The organism is Geodermatophilus maliterrae, assembly GCF_041018925.1.
In the GTDB taxonomy this organism is placed as follows: Bacteria; Actinomycetota; Actinomycetes; order Mycobacteriales; family Geodermatophilaceae; genus Geodermatophilus; species Geodermatophilus maliterrae.
Window position 1 is genome coordinate 13,524 of sequence record NZ_JBFNXQ010000009.1, and the last position, 16,861, is coordinate 30,384.

Annotated in this window: 17 protein-coding genes and 1 riboswitch; of the genes, 8 read left to right on the forward strand and 9 right to left on the reverse strand. The window is 74.0% G+C overall.

Features of this window, described 5'->3' with window-relative positions; genetic code table 11:
• Window positions 1–17 precede the first annotated feature (17 nt).
• On the forward strand, window positions 18–488 hold the full coding sequence (locus ABQ292_RS04815) for a GNAT family N-acetyltransferase (protein ID WP_369203783.1): 471 nt from the start codon (window positions 18–20) through the stop codon (window positions 486–488).
• 128 nt (window positions 489–616) lie between these two features.
• On the opposite strand, the gene ABQ292_RS04820 is transcribed toward ABQ292_RS04815, so the two are convergent.
• Complete coding sequence (locus ABQ292_RS04820; RefSeq protein ID WP_369203785.1) at window positions 617–1,075, reverse strand: hypothetical protein; 459 nt, start codon at window positions 1,073–1,075, stop codon at window positions 617–619.
• Window positions 1,076–1,395: 320 nt separating this feature from the next.
• Here ABQ292_RS04820 and ABQ292_RS04825 point away from each other — a divergent pair, with 320 nt between their 5' ends.
• From ABQ292_RS04825 to ABQ292_RS04840, 4 genes are all read left to right on the forward strand, one after another.
• Window positions 1,396–2,028, forward strand: a complete 633-nt coding sequence (locus ABQ292_RS04825) for a dihydrofolate reductase family protein (protein WP_369203787.1) — start codon at window positions 1,396–1,398, stop codon at window positions 2,026–2,028.
• A gap of 180 nt (window positions 2,029–2,208) precedes the next feature.
• Window positions 2,209–3,261 carry a transglycosylase domain-containing protein gene (locus ABQ292_RS04830; protein WP_369203789.1) on the forward strand — a complete coding sequence of 351 codons (1,053 nt, stop codon included), beginning with the start codon at window positions 2,209–2,211 and terminating at the stop codon, window positions 3,259–3,261.
• 121 nt (window positions 3,262–3,382) lie between these two features.
• Entirely contained in the window at window positions 3,383–3,709 is a 327-nt protein-coding gene (locus ABQ292_RS04835) for a DMT family transporter (protein ID WP_369203791.1), read from the forward strand.
• Window positions 3,709–4,278 carry a TetR/AcrR family transcriptional regulator gene (locus ABQ292_RS04840; protein ID WP_369203793.1) on the forward strand — a complete coding sequence of 190 codons (570 nt, stop codon included), beginning with the start codon at window positions 3,709–3,711 and terminating at the stop codon, window positions 4,276–4,278. The genes ABQ292_RS04835 and ABQ292_RS04840 overlap by 1 nt, the downstream gene beginning before the upstream one ends.
• A 39-nt stretch (window positions 4,279–4,317) precedes the next feature.
• Here the strand turns inward: ABQ292_RS04840 and ABQ292_RS04845 are convergent, their stop codons facing one another.
• The gene (locus tag ABQ292_RS04845; protein ID WP_369203795.1) at window positions 4,318–5,040 is read right to left on the reverse strand and encodes a GAF and ANTAR domain-containing protein; all 723 of its coding nucleotides are present in this window, start codon (window positions 5,038–5,040) and stop codon (window positions 4,318–4,320) included.
• A gap of 261 nt (window positions 5,041–5,301) precedes the next feature.
• Window positions 5,302–6,309, reverse strand: coding sequence for an anti-sigma factor RsbA family regulatory protein (locus ABQ292_RS04850; RefSeq protein WP_369203797.1), 1,008 nt, complete (start codon window positions 6,307–6,309; stop codon window positions 5,302–5,304).
• A gap of 178 nt (window positions 6,310–6,487) precedes the next feature.
• Between ABQ292_RS04850 and ABQ292_RS04855 the strand changes: the two genes are divergently transcribed.
• Window positions 6,488–8,413: a GAF domain-containing SpoIIE family protein phosphatase gene (locus ABQ292_RS04855; RefSeq protein ID WP_369203799.1), complete on the forward strand. Its 1,926-nt coding sequence runs from the start codon at window positions 6,488–6,490 to the stop codon at window positions 8,411–8,413.
• A 35-nt stretch (window positions 8,414–8,448) separates the two neighbouring features.
• Here the strand turns inward: ABQ292_RS04855 and ABQ292_RS04860 are convergent, their stop codons facing one another.
• The gene (locus ABQ292_RS04860) at window positions 8,449–8,847 is read right to left on the reverse strand and encodes a hypothetical protein (RefSeq protein WP_369203801.1); all 399 of its coding nucleotides are present in this window, start codon (window positions 8,845–8,847) and stop codon (window positions 8,449–8,451) included.
• Between the two features lie 322 nt (window positions 8,848–9,169).
• A riboswitch (cyclic di-AMP (ydaO/yuaA leader) is annotated at window positions 9,170–9,329 on the forward strand.
• Window positions 9,330–9,331: 2 nt separating this feature from the next.
• Between ABQ292_RS04860 and ABQ292_RS04865 the strand changes: the two genes are divergently transcribed.
• Window positions 9,332–10,507, forward strand: coding sequence for a transglycosylase family protein (locus ABQ292_RS04865; protein WP_369203803.1), 1,176 nt, complete (start codon window positions 9,332–9,334; stop codon window positions 10,505–10,507).
• Window positions 10,508–10,573: 66 nt separating this feature from the next.
• Here ABQ292_RS04865 and ABQ292_RS04870 read toward each other — a convergent pair whose 3' ends face one another.
• From ABQ292_RS04870 to ABQ292_RS04890, 5 genes are all read right to left on the reverse strand, one after another.
• Complete coding sequence (locus ABQ292_RS04870) at window positions 10,574–10,780, reverse strand: CstA-like transporter-associated (seleno)protein (RefSeq protein WP_369203805.1); 207 nt, start codon at window positions 10,778–10,780, stop codon at window positions 10,574–10,576.
• Window positions 10,777–13,011, reverse strand: a complete 2,235-nt coding sequence (locus ABQ292_RS04875; RefSeq protein WP_369203807.1) for a carbon starvation CstA family protein — start codon at window positions 13,009–13,011, stop codon at window positions 10,777–10,779. The genes ABQ292_RS04870 and ABQ292_RS04875 overlap by 4 nt, the downstream gene beginning before the upstream one ends.
• Window positions 13,012–13,196: 185 nt before the next feature.
• A complete protein-coding gene (locus ABQ292_RS04880) occupies window positions 13,197–14,321 on the reverse strand; it encodes a 5-methyltetrahydropteroyltriglutamate--homocysteine S-methyltransferase (RefSeq protein WP_369203809.1) in 1,125 nt (374 codons plus the stop codon).
• On the reverse strand, window positions 14,314–14,877 hold the full coding sequence (locus tag ABQ292_RS04885) for a DUF1353 domain-containing protein (RefSeq protein ID WP_369203811.1): 564 nt from the start codon (window positions 14,875–14,877) through the stop codon (window positions 14,314–14,316). Before ABQ292_RS04885 ends, ABQ292_RS04880 begins: the two co-directional genes overlap by 8 nt.
• 37 nt (window positions 14,878–14,914) lie before the next feature.
• A complete protein-coding gene (locus tag ABQ292_RS04890; protein ID WP_369203813.1) occupies window positions 14,915–15,760 on the reverse strand; it encodes an SDR family oxidoreductase in 846 nt (281 codons plus the stop codon).
• Between the two features lie 76 nt (window positions 15,761–15,836).
• Here ABQ292_RS04890 and ABQ292_RS04895 point away from each other — a divergent pair, with 76 nt between their 5' ends.
• Entirely contained in the window at window positions 15,837–16,847 is a 1,011-nt protein-coding gene (locus tag ABQ292_RS04895; protein WP_369203815.1) for an iron-containing redox enzyme family protein, read from the forward strand.
• The last annotated feature ends 14 nt before the right edge of the window (window positions 16,848–16,861 follow it).

The window sequence follows — 16,861 nt, forward strand, 5'->3', positions numbered from 1 at the left end:
CTCGCTACGGTCTACCCGTGACCGGGTCGAGGGCAGTGCGGCGGCGGTGGCGGGTCCGTGATGCGCGCGAGGAGGACCAGCCGCGCTGGCGGGCCCTGTACCGGCAGTACGCCGACTTCTACCGCGTCGAGCAGTCCGATGCGGCGGCCGCCACCGTGTGGTCCTGGATCGGTGACCCCGCGCACGAGGTCAGGTGCCTGCTGGTCGAGGACGAGACGGGCGACGTCGCCGGCTTGGCGCACTACCGGCCCTTCGCCCGCCCGCTGTCGGCCAGCACCGGCTGCTTCCTCGACGACTTGTTCATCGACCCCGACCACCGCGGCGGTGGGGCCGTCGACGCGCTGCTGGCCGAGCTGCGCGGACGCGCTGCGGTCAACGGGTGGAGCGTGGTGCGGTGGATCACCGCGGACGACAACTACCGCGGCCGGGCGAAGTACGACCAGCACGCCACCCGCACCATGTGGATCACCTACGACATGACGCCCTGACCAGCACACGTCTCCGACCTGTTCGCTGTTCCGCTGCGGGATCCCCCCTGCGGGACGTCGCACCCGTGCACCAGCCCGCCGCTCCAGGTCGATCCGTCCTCGCGGTCGGGCTGCGGCGTCGCGAGGGATCAGACGGACGCGAACAGCCGGTGCGGGTCTGCACCGTCCACGTCCAGGATCTCGGCCAGCAACTCGAGCGTGTCCGCATCCTGACGGCTGATGGAGCGACCGAACGGTCCCCGCGCCCGCGCGATCCCCTCACCGACGGCGAGGAGGGCAGAGCTCACCGATCTCGCGGCACCGGCGCCGCATCCGGCCGCCACCGTCGCCGCTGCGAGCAGGCCCGTGGTGACGGGACGGCCGTCCCGCTCGTACACCTCCACGAGGCCGGGATCGTCCAGCGTCGCCTGGAGCGCCTCGCTCCCGAGCCGAGTCGTCGTCGGGAGCGTGGCACGAACGGCGTCCCAGAGCGCATCCAGCTCCCAGGTCTCCAGCCGCGTCCGGCCGACGAGTGCGCTGAACACCCACAGCGGTGCCAGCCGCAGGGTCTGCTGGTCGGACCGGGCGAGCGTCCCGTACAGGGTCACCAGTACCTCCTCGGCGGAGACCTCGTCCGCAGTGTGGGCTCGCTGCTCCCGGCGTTCAACGGCCAGCGTTGCCGCGGTCGTCCACCACGACGAGGCCGGACCGGTCACCGTCCAGCGGCACGGACGTCAGAGGGACCGCGAGAGGCGGCCACGGGAGGTCCTCGCGCACGGGATGGCCCGGCAGGCGCGGAGCCGGCACGTCACACCTCCACGAGGGCCGCGCGATCGCGTCGAGCCGTCCTGCGCGGGGCTGCGATGAGCTCGGCCGATCGGAGCGGTCTCTTCTCCGACGCGCTGAGCACCATCGAAGGAGCACCGACATGTCACTCGTCCGCGTCCACGACTTCTCCGTCTCACTCGACGGCTTCGGCACCGGTGAGGGACAGAGCAGAGAGGCCCCCTTCGGCCACGCCGGGGACAGGCTGCACGAGTGGATGTTCGCCACTCGGTGGTGGCAGCCCGGCGGCAGCGGCGGCGTCGATGACGTCTTCATCCGACAGCACGATCCGCGGATCGGCGCCGAGATCATGGGGGCGGGGAAGTTCGGCCACCCCGGATGGCGCGAGGACCCCGAGTGGAAGGGCGCGTGGGGGCCCAACCCACCGTTCCACACGCCGGTCTTCGTCCTCACCCACCACGCTCGCCCGTCGATCGAGATGGAGGGCGGCACGACGTTCCACTTCATCGACGCCTCGCCCGCCGAGGCGCTCGAGGTGGCCCGCGCGGCCGCACACGGCCAGGACGTGCGCATCGGGGGAGGCCCCACCGTGATCCGCGACTTCCTCGCCGCCGGGCTCGTCGACCACATGCACACCGTGGTGGTCCCGATCCTGCTCGGCCGAGGCGTGCGCCTCTGGGACGGACTCGAGGACCTGCAGGAGGACTACCGGGTGGAGGCCACCTCCTCCCCCAGCGGAGTCACTCACGTGACGTTCACCCGTGCGAGCCTCTGAACTGCCTGGGTCGGCGTCCCGGGCGCGACGCGTGGTCGACCTCGCTCGTCCGTGGAGCAGCTGAGGCACGCCGATCCACCGACGCCGGCCTGACGCTGCGCGGACCGTCGCTGAGCGTTCCTCCGCCGACCCCGCCGTATCCTCGGGGACCGTCCGTCGGCCCCGGGAGGACAGCACCGCATGCCCTTCGCGCCGCGCCGCCGCTCGCCCGGCGACCTCCCGCCCGAGCAGCAGTGGACCGACCGGTGGCCCACCCGACGCACGTCACGGCCGACGGCCGACGACGACCGGCGCCGGCAGTACGACGACCCGTGGGCGGCACCTCCCCCGCCTGCGCCTGGAGCTCCGCCTCCCCACGAGCCGCACCGTCCGGACACCCGGCTGCGCAGGGACGAGGTCCTGCCCCCCGACGTCCCGAAGCGCCGGAGGCGTCGACGGCTGCGCCGCGCGAGCCGCGTCCTGGTCGTCGCCTTCCTGCTGCAGGCGCTGCTCCTGCTGTCGCTGCGCTGGATCGACCCGCCGACGACGGCGTTCATGCTGGCCAACGACCAGGGCGCCATCCAGCAGTCGGTCCCGGTCGAGCACGTGTCGCGCAACTTCCTCGCCGCCGTCATCGCGCACGAGGACCAGTCACTCCCCTACCGCGACGGCGCCTTCACCTGGGACGAGCTCTCCGGCCGCGCCGAGGCGCACCTGCGCGGCGAGGAGGACCCGTCCGGGTCGACCATCCCGCAGCAGGTGGCCAAGAACCTCTTCCTCAACCAGGAGATGAGCGCCTGGCGCAGAGCGGTCGAGGCCGGCCTGTCGGTGGAGCTGGCACTGGTGCTCGACGACCGCCGCATGCTCGAGCTGTACGTCAACCACGCGCAGCTGGGTCCGCGGGTCTACGGCATCTGCTCGGCCAGCTGGTACTACTTCGACACCCCGCCGTCCACGCTGACCGTCGACCAGGCCGTGCAGCTGGTCGGACTGCTGCCCTCCCCGGGCCACGTCCAGCGGGCGCCCGGCGGCGGGCTCGACTTCCAGGTGGACGACGGCCTCGGCTGGCTGTCGCGCTCGCACGTCGTCAACGCGCAGAACCGGGTACCGCGGCACATCGCGGAGAAGGGCTTCCAACCGGTCGAGGACGCCGGCGTCGAGGGACTCGCCGGGGACCAGCCGGACACCGACGACGACTGCTCGGAGATGCCCGACGAGGTCGCCGAGCTCATCGCCGAGGAGGGCAGTGGGTGAGAACCGCGGGACCGGGAGGACGGAAGCGTCGTCACGAGGCCCGTGAACAGCGGTTCAGGTACGACCGTCCCAATCTTCTGGTACGGTCGTACTAATTGTCGTTCCGTGTAGGAGGTGTGACGTGGCCTGGGCCCTCGTCGTCGTCGCCGGGCTCTTCGAGACCGCCTTCGCGGTGTCGTTGAAGCAGTCGGAGAACTTCACCCGCCTGTGGTGGACGGTCTCCTTCACCGCCTGCGCCGCGGCCAGCTTCGCGCTCCTGTCCCTGGCACTGAAGACGCTCCCCGTGGGGACGGCCTACGCGGTGTGGACCGGCATCGGCGCGGGCGGCACGGCACTGGTCGGGATGTTCTTCCTCGGCGATCCGGTCACGACCGTGCGGATCGTGGCGATCCTCCTCATCCTCGGCGGGGTGCTCGCGCTGCAGCTCGCTCCGTCCGCCGCGCACTGATGACCGGGGTGACGGCCAAGGGCCAGGCCCGCCGCGCCGCCATCGTCGAGACGGCCGCACGGCTGGTGCTGACCGACGGACTCGACGCGCTGTCCCACCGCGCCGTCGCCGCCGCGTCCGAGCTCCCCCTGGCCGCGACCACCTACTACTTCGACAGCCTCGACGACCTGCGGACCGCGGCGGTCGAGCAGGTGGTCCGGGCCGAGGTCGCGGAGGTCGAGCAGGCGGTCGCCGCCCTCCCCCGGAGAGCGCGCTCGGCCGCCGCCACGGCCGGGCACGTCGTCGACGTCGTCCTGGGCCCCGGACGGCACAGCGACGAGGAGCTGCACTCCCTCTACGAGCGGTTCCTCGCCTGCGGGAGACATCCTGCGTTGCGCCCCGTCCTCCGGAGCGCCCGCGCCAGGATCGACGCCGCGCTGGCGGAGTCGCTGGACCGTTGCGGGCGCTCGGGCGCGGACGTGGCCACGCTGGTCGCGCTGATCGACGGGTCCGTGGTCTCCGCGCTCGTGGAAGGCGACGGCTCCGCCCGCCGGCGCGCGGAGGAAGCGGTCACCGCCGCACTGGGCTGACCCGACGCCTCCACTCGACGGTGCGGCGGGACGGGCCGTTCAGTCGGGCCCGCGCTCCCCGCTGGGTACGGCTCCGGTGTCGTTGAGCTCCAGGGCGATGTCGACGAGCCTGCGGTTGGTCTCCTGGGAGATCCGGGCCAGCACCCCGAAGGCCTGGTCGGCGGTCAGGCCGTACCGCTCGATGAGGATGCCCTTGGCCTGGCCGATGAGGTCGCGACTGTCGATGGCCCGGCGCAGGTTCTGCTCGTGCTCGGCACCGGCCAGCGCCACGGCGGCGTGGCTGGCGAACATCTGCCCGATCTGCAGTCCCTCGTCGTCGAAGGCGCCCGGGGTGTGCGAGTACAGGTTCATCGCGCCGAGCTGGTCGCCGGAGACGAACAGCTGGAAGCACATCATGCTGCCGATCCCGAGCGCCGAGGCCTCCCGCGTGAACGCCGGCCAGCGGTCCTCCGCGCCGACGTCGTCGACCCGGACGACCAACTGCTCCCAGACCGCGTCCAGGCAGGGTCCCTGGCCGAGGCGGTTCTGCAGCTCGTCGACCTGCCTGGGTAGATCACTGGTCGAGGCGCGCGGTTCGACCTTCCTGCGGCCGACCACGTAGCTGATGCTGCACTCCTCGGCGTTCGGCACGGTCGCGACGGCCGAGGCGGTGATCCCCTGCAGCGTCGCCTCGACGTCGCCGTGCTCCTCCTGCAGCTGCCGAGCGACCCGGCTCATGGCGTCGCCGAGGTGCTGCCGTGCGTCGCCGGCGCTCGGGTTCATCCACCCAACGTAGTGAACGCACCGGCCCGATCGCCCGATCAGTGCAGCCGGCGGTCCGGCGGCTGGCTGTCGAACCGCCGGACCTGGGCGCGCCGGGCTGCCGGCGGCTCACCGCGCCGTCCCCGGTCCGTGCCCAGAGGTCGGGGAGTCCAAGCGCGGGAGGACCGCCGCGGTCCCGGCGACCCTGGCAGCCACGGCCGGGGGGATGCCGGGCCGCACGCGTGAGCGGGCCGGGGCGGGCTCCGGGGACGTGGCCCGGCGTCAGGCCCACCGGGTGGACAGCCGCACGCTGGTGCCCCGCTCCTCACGGCGGATGGCGACGTGGTCGCACAGCTGGCGGGCCAGCCACAGGCCCATGCCGCCGTGGGAGAGGTCTTCGCCGTGCGCCGGCCCGTAGCCGGCGAACGGGTCGTCGAGGCCCCGCCCGGAGTCGCGGATGGTGCACACCAGCCGGCCGGGCGCCGTCCACAGCCGCAACCCGGCAGGTGGCCTCCCGTGCCGGACGGCGTTGGACGCGATCTCGTCCACGGCCATGAGGAAGTCCTCGAGCACGTCGGCCGGGCCGTCGACGGTGTCGAGGTGCGCACGGACGGCGTGCCGCAGCCCGGCGAAGTCGGCGACGTCGTCGTCGACCAGCGCCGGCGGCGTCGTCTCCAGCGGCTCGTCGGGCACCGGCAGGGCGCGCAGGTAGGCGGCCGGGTCGACGTAGTCGGGGTTGGCGACCACTGCGTCCGCGGCCAGCAGTCGCGGGTGGGTCTGCCGGGCGGTGGCCACGAGCGGCTCGGGCAGCCGGGAGCTGAACACGCACAGCCCCCACAGCGGCAAGGGAGCGAAGGCGGTGTTGAGGACCGCCTCGTAGGCCTGCCACTCCCGCCAGTCGGTGACCGTGGTGCCGAAGTCGACCTCCCCGACGACGCGGACGCGCCGTCCGGGGGCGGCGTGCTCGGCGGCGAAGCGGCGGATCGTCGCGATCGCCGTGGGCGTGCGGGACCGGTACAGGGCGTGCCGGTCGACGACCATCACCCGCGGGTCGTCGCCGGTGGCCTCGCGCACCGGACCGGTGGTCTCCGGGGCGGTGGCGATGACGGCGGCGTCCCCAGCGGCCAGGCCGTCACGGAGCCACGTGGAGGCGACGGTGGCCACCTGCTCGACGGTGTCGTAGAGCAGGGCGTCGTGCACGAGGCCCGGCGCAGCGGCGCCGGTCTCGCGGTGTCCGCCGTCGGCGGCGGTGCCGTGCACGTCCAACGCGTGGTCCCCCGTCGTGGTCACCGGTCCGCCAGCCGTGGACCGAGCCGCCGCCGTCTCTCTGACCGGCCGATCCGGTTCCTGTACCCGTCCCGGCCCGGACTACGCCGGAGGTGAGCACGGGCACGGGGAGTGGCAGGTCTCAGGAGCTGGTCCCGGCGACACCGGGTTGCGGGCCACCGTCCCGTGCAGGATGGGGGGCGTGTGCGCTCGCGACGCCCGTGACGGTGGACCTGCCACGGGCCGCGATGTCGCGGCGGACCCCGGGCGGCTGGCCGCGGTACGCCTGACGCAGCTGCTCGACGCCGAGGGGGAGGAGTCCTTCGACCGGCTCACCCGGATCGCGCAGCGGCTGACCGGCGCGCCGCTGGCCTTCATGACCGTGGTGGACGACGCCCGCTCCTACTGGCTGAGCAGTCAGGGCCTGCCGCCCGGGAGCCCGACGGAGAACACGGTCGAGGAGTCCTTCTGCCAGTACGTGCTCGACGGGGAGCCGCTGGCGCTGGCCGACGTGACCGCCGACGAGCGCACCGCCGGCAACCCCTCGATCACCGGCATGGGCGTACGGGCGTGGGCCGGGTTCCCGGTCCGGCTGCCCGACGGGCAGGTCCTGGGCAGCTTCTGCGTCGTCGACACCACGGTGCACCGGTGGACGGCCGAGGACGTCCAGCTGCTCGACGAGCTGGCCGCGATCGCCTCCCGCGAGGTCGCCCTCCGCGTCGCCACGCTCGAGGCCGAGCAGGCCCGGGCCAGCGCGCGGGCCGAGGCGCAGCGAGCCGGTCTGCTGGCCCGCATCAGCGACCTGCTCACCGCCGACCTGGCCCCGGGCGACGTGTGGCAGGCGCTGGTCGCCCTCGCCGTCCCCGACCTCGGCGACTTCGCCTACGTGTGCACCGTCGGCCGCGACGGCGGCCTCCTGCCGGTGGCGTCCCAGCACCGCGACCCGGCGGCGCTGCCGGCCCTGCGCGCGTGGATCGACCGCGCCGGCCGCCGCGTCGGCGAGGCCACCGGCCCGGGACACGTCGCGGTCACCGGGCAGGTGGAGCTGATCGACCTGCCGGAGGCGGCGGGCCTGACCGCCGCCCAGCAGGACGCGGTCCGCCTGCTGGACGTGCGCAGCGCGCTCGTCGCGCCGGTGATCCGCCGCGGCGAGGTGGTCGCGGTCCTCACCGTCGGCCGCCTGCGGGGCGCGCCGCCCTACGGCGAGCGCGAGCGCGAGCTGGTCACCGCGCTGATGACCCGCGCGGGCCTGGTGGTCGAGACCGCGCGGGTCGCCTCCTTCGAGAAGGCGGTCTCGGAGACCATGCAGCGGGCGCTGCTGCCCCCGCTGCTCCCCCAACCGGACCACCTGCAGCTGGCCTCCCGCTACCTGCCCGCCGAGGACGCGCAGCTGGTCGGCGGGGACTGGTACGACGCCTACCTCGACGCCGCGCGCACCACCAGCCTGGTCATCGGCGACGTCGCCGGTCACGACATCACGGCCGCGGCCACGATGGGCCAGCTGCGCACCATGCTGCGGATGGCCGGTCACACCGGGACGGCCGGTCCGGCCGAGGTCCTCACCGCCGTCGACGTCGCCAGCGACACCCTCGGGCACGACGTGTTCGCCACCGCCCTGGTCGCCCGGGTCCAGCGCTTCCACGCCGACCGCCCGGCCGTCGACCGGTCGATCACCTGGAGCTCGGCCGGCCACCCGCCACCGCTGCTGCTGCACCCGGACGGCAGGGTCGACGTCCTCACCGACCGGGTGGGCTTCCCCCTGGGGGTCGACCCGCACCGGCCCCGGCCGGAGCACCAGCTGACCCTGCCGGTGCGGTCCACCCTGCTGCTCTACACGGACGGGCTGCTGGAGCAGCACGATCCCGCCCCCGGGACGCCCCCGGGACCGTCCCCCTCCGTCGGCGGGCCCGCGCGTCCGGCCGTCCGCGACCTCGACAGCGGCATGGCGCGGCTGACCGCGCTGCTCGCCGGGAGCACGGACCTCGACCTCGAGGGCCTGTGCGACCGCATCGTCGCCACGCTGATCCCGGAGGGCGGGGCGGCCGACGACGTCGCCCTGATCGCCATCCGCCCCTACTCCGAGGAGCAGCCGCGCCCGGCGCACGCGGGTCCGAACGTGCTGCCCTGAGTGCCGGCACCACCGCGCGCCGCCCCGGGAGCGCGTCAGGCGGCGTCGTCCTCCAGCGCGGCGGTGTCGAAGGCGGGGCCGTCGAGAGCCGGGGCGTCGAGGGCGGCGTCGAAGGCGGCGGCCTCGTCCTCGAGGCCGACCATGACCTCGTTGGTCTGCAGCGTCACCAGCCACGCCAACGCGTGGTCCTCGACCGGCTGGCCGGAGACCTGCGCGATGGCGTCGAGCTGGGCGGCGACCAGCCCGCGGGCGGCCTGGTAGACGTCGGCGGCGCTCACCGCGACCTGCTGCTCGGCCAGCCAGAGCCGGCCGTCGGCCAGCACGCGGACCTCGGTCTGGCTGCCGACGCCGAGGTCGGCGGCGGCACTGGTCAGGACGGACATGCCGGCGCGCAGCTCGGTCAGGCGGCGGCTCGGGTCGTGGGACGACGGCATGGGCACTCCTCGGACGGGCCCGCGGGCCTCGGGAACGTGCTCTCAGAGTCGGCACCGCGCCCACCCGACCTGACCCCCGTTGGGGCGCCGGGACACTCCTGGGGCACGTGGGACGAAGCGTGTCCGGGCCGGTCCAGTGGACGTGGCCTGCGCCACGCACCCGATCGCGGACGGACCGCTGACCAGTCACGCCGCGCCGACGGCGATCCGGGGGACCCGGGTGTGACCGGCGTCACGGCGACAACTGACATGACGGAACGTAGCTTCTTGGCTGCGCTCAGCTAAAGGGAGCGCGGCGCCGGACCGCCAAACCCTGCCCACCGGCTGCCTTCCACCGATCCCAGGGCAGGGGTGGGGGACCCACGTCCACGGCGCGCCACGGCCCTGCGGCCTGCGCGCCTCGGGGTGAAGCCGCGTCCCGCGGCCGGGCACCGATCGCCCGAACCCGACAGCTCACCTCGCCGGCGGTGATCGGAGACCACTCATGGCCAAGCACCGCGCACCCCGCTACGTCCGCACCAAGAAGGTCCTCGCCAAGGCCCCCGTCGCAGCCGGCGCCACCGCCGTCGGGCTCGGTGTCCTCGGCTCCCCGGCGGCGGCCGCCGCTCCCACCCACGACTGGACCGGCGTCGCCCAGTGCGAGTCGGGCGGGAACTGGAGCATCAACACCGGCAACGGCTACTACGGCGGGCTGCAGTTCAGCCAGGCGACCTGGGCCGGCTACGGGGGCACCGAGCTCGCGCCCCGCGCCGACCTGGCGACCCCCGCCCAGCAGGTCGCGATCGCCGAGAACGTCCTCGCCGGGCAGGGCATCGGCGCCTGGCCGACCTGCGGGGCGCGACTGACCGAGGGCACCACCCCGGCCGCCGCCGGGACGTCCGCGCCGGCGCCCGCCGCCGAGCAGCCGGCCGCCGCCGAGCAGCCGGTCGCCGCCCCGGCGACCGGCCAGGACGACGCGGGCGACCGCGGCGACCGGGACCGCGCCGACACCTACGGCCGCCACGCCGCGGGGGGCGACTACACGGTCGAGCGGGGCGACACGCTGCGCGAGATCGCCGCCGCCCACAGCGAGTCGTGGCGCGAGCTGTACCAGCGCAACGTCGACGTCATCGGCAGCAACCCGAACAGCCTCACGCCGGGACTGGTGCTGACCACCTCCGGGGCCGAGCAGGCCGCTCCGGCGCAGCCGGCCCCCGCCGCTCCGGCCGAGGCGGCCCCCGCCGCCACGACGACGACCGCCGGCACGTCGGCCCCGTCGACCACGTCGGCCCCCGTCGTCCAGACGGCCGCTGCCGCCGTCGCGCGCATCACCAACAGCGCCGGCAGTGTCCAGCCGCAGGTCCAGGCCGCGGCGGACGCCGTCGTCGCAGCCGTGCCGGGCGCCGGCTCGATCACCCTCGGCGGCACCCGCGCCAGCGCCGTCGACCCCAAGGGCCACCCCTCCGGCCTGGCGCTGGACTACATGGTCCTGACCGACGCCGCCCTCGGCGACGCGATCGTCCAGTACCACATCGACCACTGGGACGAGCTCGGCGTGGACTACGTCATCTGGGAGCAGCAGATCCTCAGCTCGCCGACCGGCTCCTGGAAGCAGATGGAGGACCGCGGCAGCGTCACGGCCAACCACTTCGACCACGTGCACGTGAACTACGCGGCCTGAGCCACCGGGCCCACGGACCGCGGCCCCCTGCCCACACCCGTGGGCAGGGGGCCGCGGTCGTCCGGTTCAGCAGCAGCGGCTGACGGGGTTGCGCTCCCGCTCGTCGGCGCGCCGCCGCTCGAACTCCCGCCGGCTCATCGGCTCGTGGCCGTGCTCGGCGCAGTGCCGCAGGTGGTCGTCCCAGCGCGCCTCCCCGCTGCACTCGCGCAGGTACCAGCGCACCCCGCGCCAGGTCCGGACGGCGGCCTCGCGGACGGTCCAGGCGGCGGTCACCGGGACGGACCCTCCTCCGTGAAGGTGCCCTGGCCCCGCGCACCCGCGCCGACCATCCGCTCCTGCTCGGCCATCACGCGCTTCTCCTCCGCGGTGGCGAACAGCCCCGACGGCTCCACGATGGACGACGGCACGGCCGGCTCCTCGGTGGTGGGGACCGGCCCGCCGGCCCGCAGGGCGCGGGCGATCACGACGACCGAGTTGACGACCACGACCAGGGTCAGCAGCGCGAACACCGCCTGCAGCACCCCGTTCAGCGTCGAGTTGTAGACGACCTGCTCCATCTGGTCGACGTCCTGCGCCGGAGCCAGCAGTTCGCCTCGCTCCAGGGCATCGGCGTAGAGCTGGCGCTGCGTGAAGTAGCCGACCCTCGGGTCGCCCGAGAACACCTTCTGCCAGCTCGCCGTCATCGTCACCGTGAGGTCCCAGGCCAGCGGGATGGCGGTGACCCAGGCGTAGCGCACCTTCCCGTGCTTGATCAGCAGCACCGTCACCAGGGTCAGCGCGATCGCGGCCAGCAGCTGGTTGGCGATGCCGAACAGCGGGAAGAGCTGGTTCACGCCGCCCAGGGGGTCGGTCACCCCGACGTAGAGGATGTAGCCCCACAGCCCGACCACCGCCGCACTGGCCATGATGTTCGCGGGCCGCCACGACAGGTCACCGAAGCGCTTCCAGACGTTGCCGATCGTGTCCTGGAGCATGAACCGCCCGACCCGCGTGCCGGCGTCGACGGCGGTCAGGATGAACAGCGCCTCGAACATGATCGCGAAGTGGTACCAGAAGGCCGCCATCCCGGTGCCGAACGCCTGGGACAGGATGTTGGCGATGCCCACGGCCAGGGTCGGCGCACCGCCGGTGCGCGAGATCAGGCTCGGTTCCTGCACCGCCGCCGAGGCCGCGGCGAGATCCTCCGCCGAGGTGGGGAACCCCAGCCCGCTGACGTAGGCCGCCGCCGTCTCCGGGGTGCCGCCCGTCACACCGGCCGGGGCGTTCATCGCGAAGTACAGACCCTGGTCGATGACGACGGCGGCGATGAGCGCGCTGATGGCGACGAAGGACTCCATCAACATGCCGCCGTAGCCGATGAGGCGGACCTGGCTCTCCTTGGCCACCATCTTCGGCGTCGTCCCGGACGAGATCAGCGCGTGGAAGCCGGACAGTGCGCCGCAGGCGATGGTGATGAAGACGAACGGGAACAGCGACCCGGCGAAGACGGGGCCGGTCCCCTCCCGGGCGAAGTCGGTCACCGCCTCGGCCTGCAGCACCGGCCGGGCGAGCAGCAGACCGATGGCGAGCAGCACGATCACGCCGACCTTCATGAACGTCGACAGGTAGTCGCGGGGGGTGAGCAGCAGCCACACCGGCAGCACGGAGGCGACGAACCCGTAGACGACGAGGGCGAGGACCAGCCACTCCTTCGACAGCGTCAGCGTCTCGGCCAGTCCCATCTCCTCGACGTAGCCGCCGCCGATGACCGCCGCCAGCAGGAGGACGACGCCGATGGCGGTGGCCTCCAGCACCCGTCCCGGACGGATCGTGCGCAGGTAGACACCCATGAAGAGGGCGATGGGGATGGTCAGGGCGATGGAGAACACGCCCCACGGCGACTCGGCGAGTGCGTTGACGACGATGAGCGCGAGCACCGCCAAGATGATGATCATGATGGCGAAGACGGCGATGAGCGCCGCGATGCCGCCCACGATCCCGATCTCCTCGCGGACCATCTGGCCGAGGCTCTTCCCGTTGCGGCGCATCGAGAAGAACATGACGACCATGTCCTGGACGGCGCCGGCGAAGATGACGCCGACGACGATCCAGATGGTCCCCGGCAGGTAACCCATCTGCGCGGCGAGCACCGGGCCGACCAGCGGTCCGGCGCCGGCGATCGCGGCGAAGTGGTGCCCGAAGAGCACCCGCCGGTCGGTCACGTCGAAGTCGATGCCGTTGTGCAGCCGCTCCGCCGGTGTGGCCCGCCGGTCGTCGACCCTGAGCACCCGGTAGGCGATGAACCGGGAGTAGAAGCGGTAGGCGATCGCGTACGAGCAGAGTGCGGCGAACAGGATCCACAGCGCCGAGACCGTCTCACCGCGCGAGAGGGCGAGCACGGTCCAGGCCACGGCGCCGACGATCGACACAGCGGACCACACGAGGACGGTCTTGAGCGACGCCCGGCGGCCGGTCCCTCCGGGTGGCCCTCCGTCGGTGTCGGACCTGCTGACGGTGGTGGACACGGGCGCCCTCCCTACGAGCACAGACAGCGCCCGGACGACGCTGTCCTGGTAGACGCTGGGAGCATGTCAGCCGCCGGCCCGTCCGCCCAGCACGGGCCCCGGTCGTGACCGGCCCGTGATCGAGGGCCCGTTGCCCCGCACCGCTCGCGGGCTCGCGGCGGGGCCCTACGAGGGGGCCGAGGTCCTCACCCCCAGACCTCCTGGGCGGTCTCGACCACCAGCGCCAGCTTCGCGACCTGCTCGTCGCGGGTGAGCGCGTTGCCCTCGACGGTCGAGGAGAACCCGCACTGCGGCGAGAGCGCGAGCTGCTCGAGCGGCACGTACCGCGCGGCGTCGTCGATGCGCCGCTTGAGGGCGTCCTTGCTCTCCAGCTCCGGCCGCTTCGTCGTCACCAGGCCCAGGACGACCCGCGTGCCCGGCGGCACGAAGCGCAGCGGCTCGAAGCCACCGGAGCGGGCGTCGTCGTACTCGAGGAAGAACCCGTCGACCTCCAGGCCGCCGAACAGCGCCTCGGCGACGAAGTCGTAGCCGCCCTCGGCCACCCAGGACGAGCGGAAGTTGCCCCGGCACATGTGCGTCGTGACCGTGAGGCCGTCCGGGCGGCCGGCCAGCGCGGCGTTGATCTGCCGGATGTAGCGCTCGTGCTGGTGCTCGGCGTCGCGGCCCTGCGCGGCGAGCTCGGCGCGCTGCGCGGGGTCGTTGAGGTAGGCCAGGCTGGTGTCGTCCAGTTGCAGGTAGGTGCAGCCGGCCGCGGCGATCCCGCGCACCTGCTGCGCGTAGGCGGCCGACAGCGCGTCCCAGAAGGCGTCCTCGTCGGGGTACACGGCCGGGTCGATCGCGGCCGCGCCCCCGCGGTAGTGGACCATCGAGGGCGAGGGGATGGTCAGCTTCGCCGTCTGCCGCTCGGAGACCTGGCCCTGCAGGTAGGCGAAGTCCGCCCCGAAGATCGGCTCGTCGATCGACAGCGGCCCGTCGACGTGCAGCCCGGCCGGTGTGAAGTCGATCGTCCCGTCGGCGTTCCGGAAGTGGACGACGATGTCCTCGCCGGCGACCTTGCTGATCCCGTCGATCGCGTAGATGAAGTCCATGTGCCACGAGGCGCGGCGGAACTCGCCGTCGGTGGCGGTGCGCAGACCGACGTCGCCCTGCAGCCGGACCACGTCGGCGATCGCCTCGTCCTCGGTGGCGCGCAGCTCGGCGGCGTCGATCTCCCCGGCGGCGTGCCGGGCGCGCGCCCCGAGCAGCGCGGGCGGGCGCAGCAGGCTGCCGACGTGGTCGGCGCGGAAGGGCGGGCCGGAGGCGTCAGTCATGAACGGCAGCCTCGTCGTCCGTCGGGCGTCGCGCAGCCCGCGACCAGGCCCGTCCCCAGTCCTCCCCCGACACCAGCCGCTCGGCGGCGGCGTAGACCAGCAGCCCGGGCACCAGCAGCACCGACGGCAGCACCAGCGGCGCGGCCAGCAGCGAGACGGCCAGCACGCCGGGCGCGCTGATCCACCAGCCGGGCCGCCGCTCGGCGTCGGCGAGGGCACCCCAGCGGACGCCGGTCCACATCAGCCAGCGCAGCAGCACCGGGACGCCGGCCTCGCGCATGACCCGTCGGAAGATCCCGTCGGCCTGCCGCGAGGTCACCGCGCCGGTGCGGATGCCCACCGTGCACAGCCAGTCGTGCAGCACCGCGGCCAGCGTGTAGCGGCCCGCCGGGGGGACCAGCCACAGCACCGGCCGCGGCACGGTGGCCAGGTCGGTGCGGAAGCCGGCGGGGACGACGAAGCGGTCGCGGCTGCCGACGTAGGACAGCGGCTCGACCAGCGTCCAGCCGTCGGCGCCGGCGGTCCGCAGGACCGCCGACGGTGGGTCGAAGGGCACGCCGGGATCCTCCTGTCCGCCGTCGGTCCGCGCGCGGTCAGCCGGTGCGCTCGTCGACCATGCGCGCCGAGATCGCCCGGATGCGGTCGGTCTGCCGCGACACCACGAGGTCCAGCACCCGGTTGACCGGGAACACCTCGCCGAGCCGGGCCAGGCCCATGACCCGCGGGACCGCCACCGACCGGGACCAGTACGACGTCAGGCACCGGGCGACGGCCCCGGCGACCTGCTCGGTCGCGATGCCGGGGGTGAGCCGCCCGCGGGCGTCGGCGTCGGAGGCCGGTGCGGAGCCGTGGCCGCGGGCCATCCACTCGGTGGCCACCGGCCCCGGCATGACGGTGTGCACGCGGACGCCGCGGGCGGTCACCTCGCGCCGCAGCCCGGCGACGAAGCCCTGCACACCGGCCTTGGTGGCCGAGTAGACCGTCAGCGGCGGCACCTGGGACAGCCCGCCCGAGGAACTGACGACGAGCAGGTCGCCTCGCCCGCGTTCCGCGGCCGACGCGAGCAGGTGCGGGAGCGCCAGCCGGCTCAGCTCGACGACGCCGGTGAGGTTGGTGGCCACCATCCCCTCGACGACGTCGCCCGGGGTGTCCTCGACCAGCGCCGCGTAGGCCAGGCCCGCGTTGAGGACGACGGCGTCGAGCCGGCCGTGGGCCTCGACGGCCCGCCGCACCAGCAGTTCCCGGTCGGTGCCGTCGGCGACGTCGGCGACCACCGGGGTGACCCCGGGCAGGCCGGCCACCGCCTCGGCCAGCCGGTCGCCGTCCCGGGCGCAGGTGACCACCCGGGCCCCGGCGCCGGCGAGGCGGGCCACGGTGGCGCGGCCGATGCCGGCGCTGCCGCCGGTGACGAGGACGACGCGGTCGCGGAGCTCTGCCATGGGCAGCCCTTACCCGGCGCGGCATCACATCGTGCACGGTGCATCAGAAGGGCCAGTACGGGGCATGGCCCCGTGCATGCGTCTGCCCGAGCCCCGGGGCCCCCTGAGCGCGGCCCTCCGCGACGACCTCCTCGCCGGTCCCGTCTCCCCCGGCACCGTCGACCTGGCCGCCCGCACGGCGGAGGCCACCGCCGACCCGCTGCACGACGACGACCTGCAGCTGGCGCTCGCGGTCTGCTACGAGCTGCACTACCGGGGGTTCGACGACGTCGACGACGCGCTCGAGTGGGACCCCGCGCTGCTCACGCTGCGCGCGCACCTCGAGCGGCGGCACACCGCGGCCCTGCAGGAGCTGACCGGCACCCGGACCCCGACGGACGAGCCGATCGACGTGCAGCTGACCGCGCTGATCGCCGCCGACGACGGCCCGTCGCTGTCGCGGCACATGGCCCGGCACGGCACCCCCGAGCAGTGGCGCGAGTACCTGACCCTCCGGTCGGTCTACCACCTCAAGGAGGGCGACCCGCACACCTTCGCCATCCCGCGGCTGCACGGGCGGGCCAAGGCGGCGATGGTGGAGATCCAGGCCGACGAGTACGGCGGCGGCACCCCCGGGCGCATGCACAGCGAGCTGTTCGCCGGGATGATGACCGACCTCGGCCTGGACGCCACCTACGGCGCCCTGTGGGACGACGCCCCCGCCGTGGCCTTCACCTCGGTGAACACCATGTCGCTGTTCGGCCTGCACCGGCGGTGGCGGGCCGCGGCGCTGGGCCACCTGGCCTGCGTGGAGATGACCTCGTCGGAGCCCAGCCGCCGCTACTCCGCCGGGCTGCGCCGCCTCGGGCACGACGAGTCCACGACCGTCTTCTACGACGAGCACGTGGAGGCCGACGCCGTCCACGAGCAGATCGCCTCGGTGGACATGTGCGGCTCGCTGGTGTCCGAGGACCCCGCGCTGGCCGCGGACGTGCTCTTCGGCGCCGCCTGCTCGCTGGCCCTCGACGGGCTGGCCGCCCGGTACCTGCTGGGCGAGTGGGAGGCGGGGCGCTCCGCCCTGCGGGACACCGCGGCGCTCGCCGCCTGACGGAGGACCCCGCT

Excerpts from the sequence above, each read along its gene's own strand:
- ABQ292_RS04895 (WP_369203815.1), top strand. The coding sequence starts at position 15,837 with ATGCGTCTGCCCGAGCCCCGGGGCCCCCTGAGCGCGGCCCTCCGCGAC.
- ABQ292_RS04865 (WP_369203803.1), top strand. The coding sequence starts at position 9,332 with ATGGCCAAGCACCGCGCACCCCGCTACGTCCGCACCAAGAAGGTCCTC.
- ABQ292_RS04845 (WP_369203795.1), bottom strand. The coding sequence starts at position 5,040 with ATGAACCCGAGCGCCGGCGACGCACGGCAGCACCTCGGCGACGCCATG.
- ABQ292_RS04860 (WP_369203801.1), bottom strand. The coding sequence starts at position 8,847 with ATGCCGTCGTCCCACGACCCGAGCCGCCGCCTGACCGAGCTGCGCGCC.
- ABQ292_RS04830 (WP_369203789.1), top strand. The coding sequence starts at position 2,209 with ATGCCCTTCGCGCCGCGCCGCCGCTCGCCCGGCGACCTCCCGCCCGAG.
- ABQ292_RS04840 (WP_369203793.1), top strand. The coding sequence starts at position 3,709 with ATGACCGGGGTGACGGCCAAGGGCCAGGCCCGCCGCGCCGCCATCGTC.
- ABQ292_RS04825 (WP_369203787.1), top strand. The coding sequence starts at position 1,396 with ATGTCACTCGTCCGCGTCCACGACTTCTCCGTCTCACTCGACGGCTTC.
- ABQ292_RS04880 (WP_369203809.1), bottom strand. The coding sequence starts at position 14,321 with ATGACTGACGCCTCCGGCCCGCCCTTCCGCGCCGACCACGTCGGCAGC.
- ABQ292_RS04890 (WP_369203813.1), bottom strand. The coding sequence starts at position 15,760 with ATGGCAGAGCTCCGCGACCGCGTCGTCCTCGTCACCGGCGGCAGCGCC.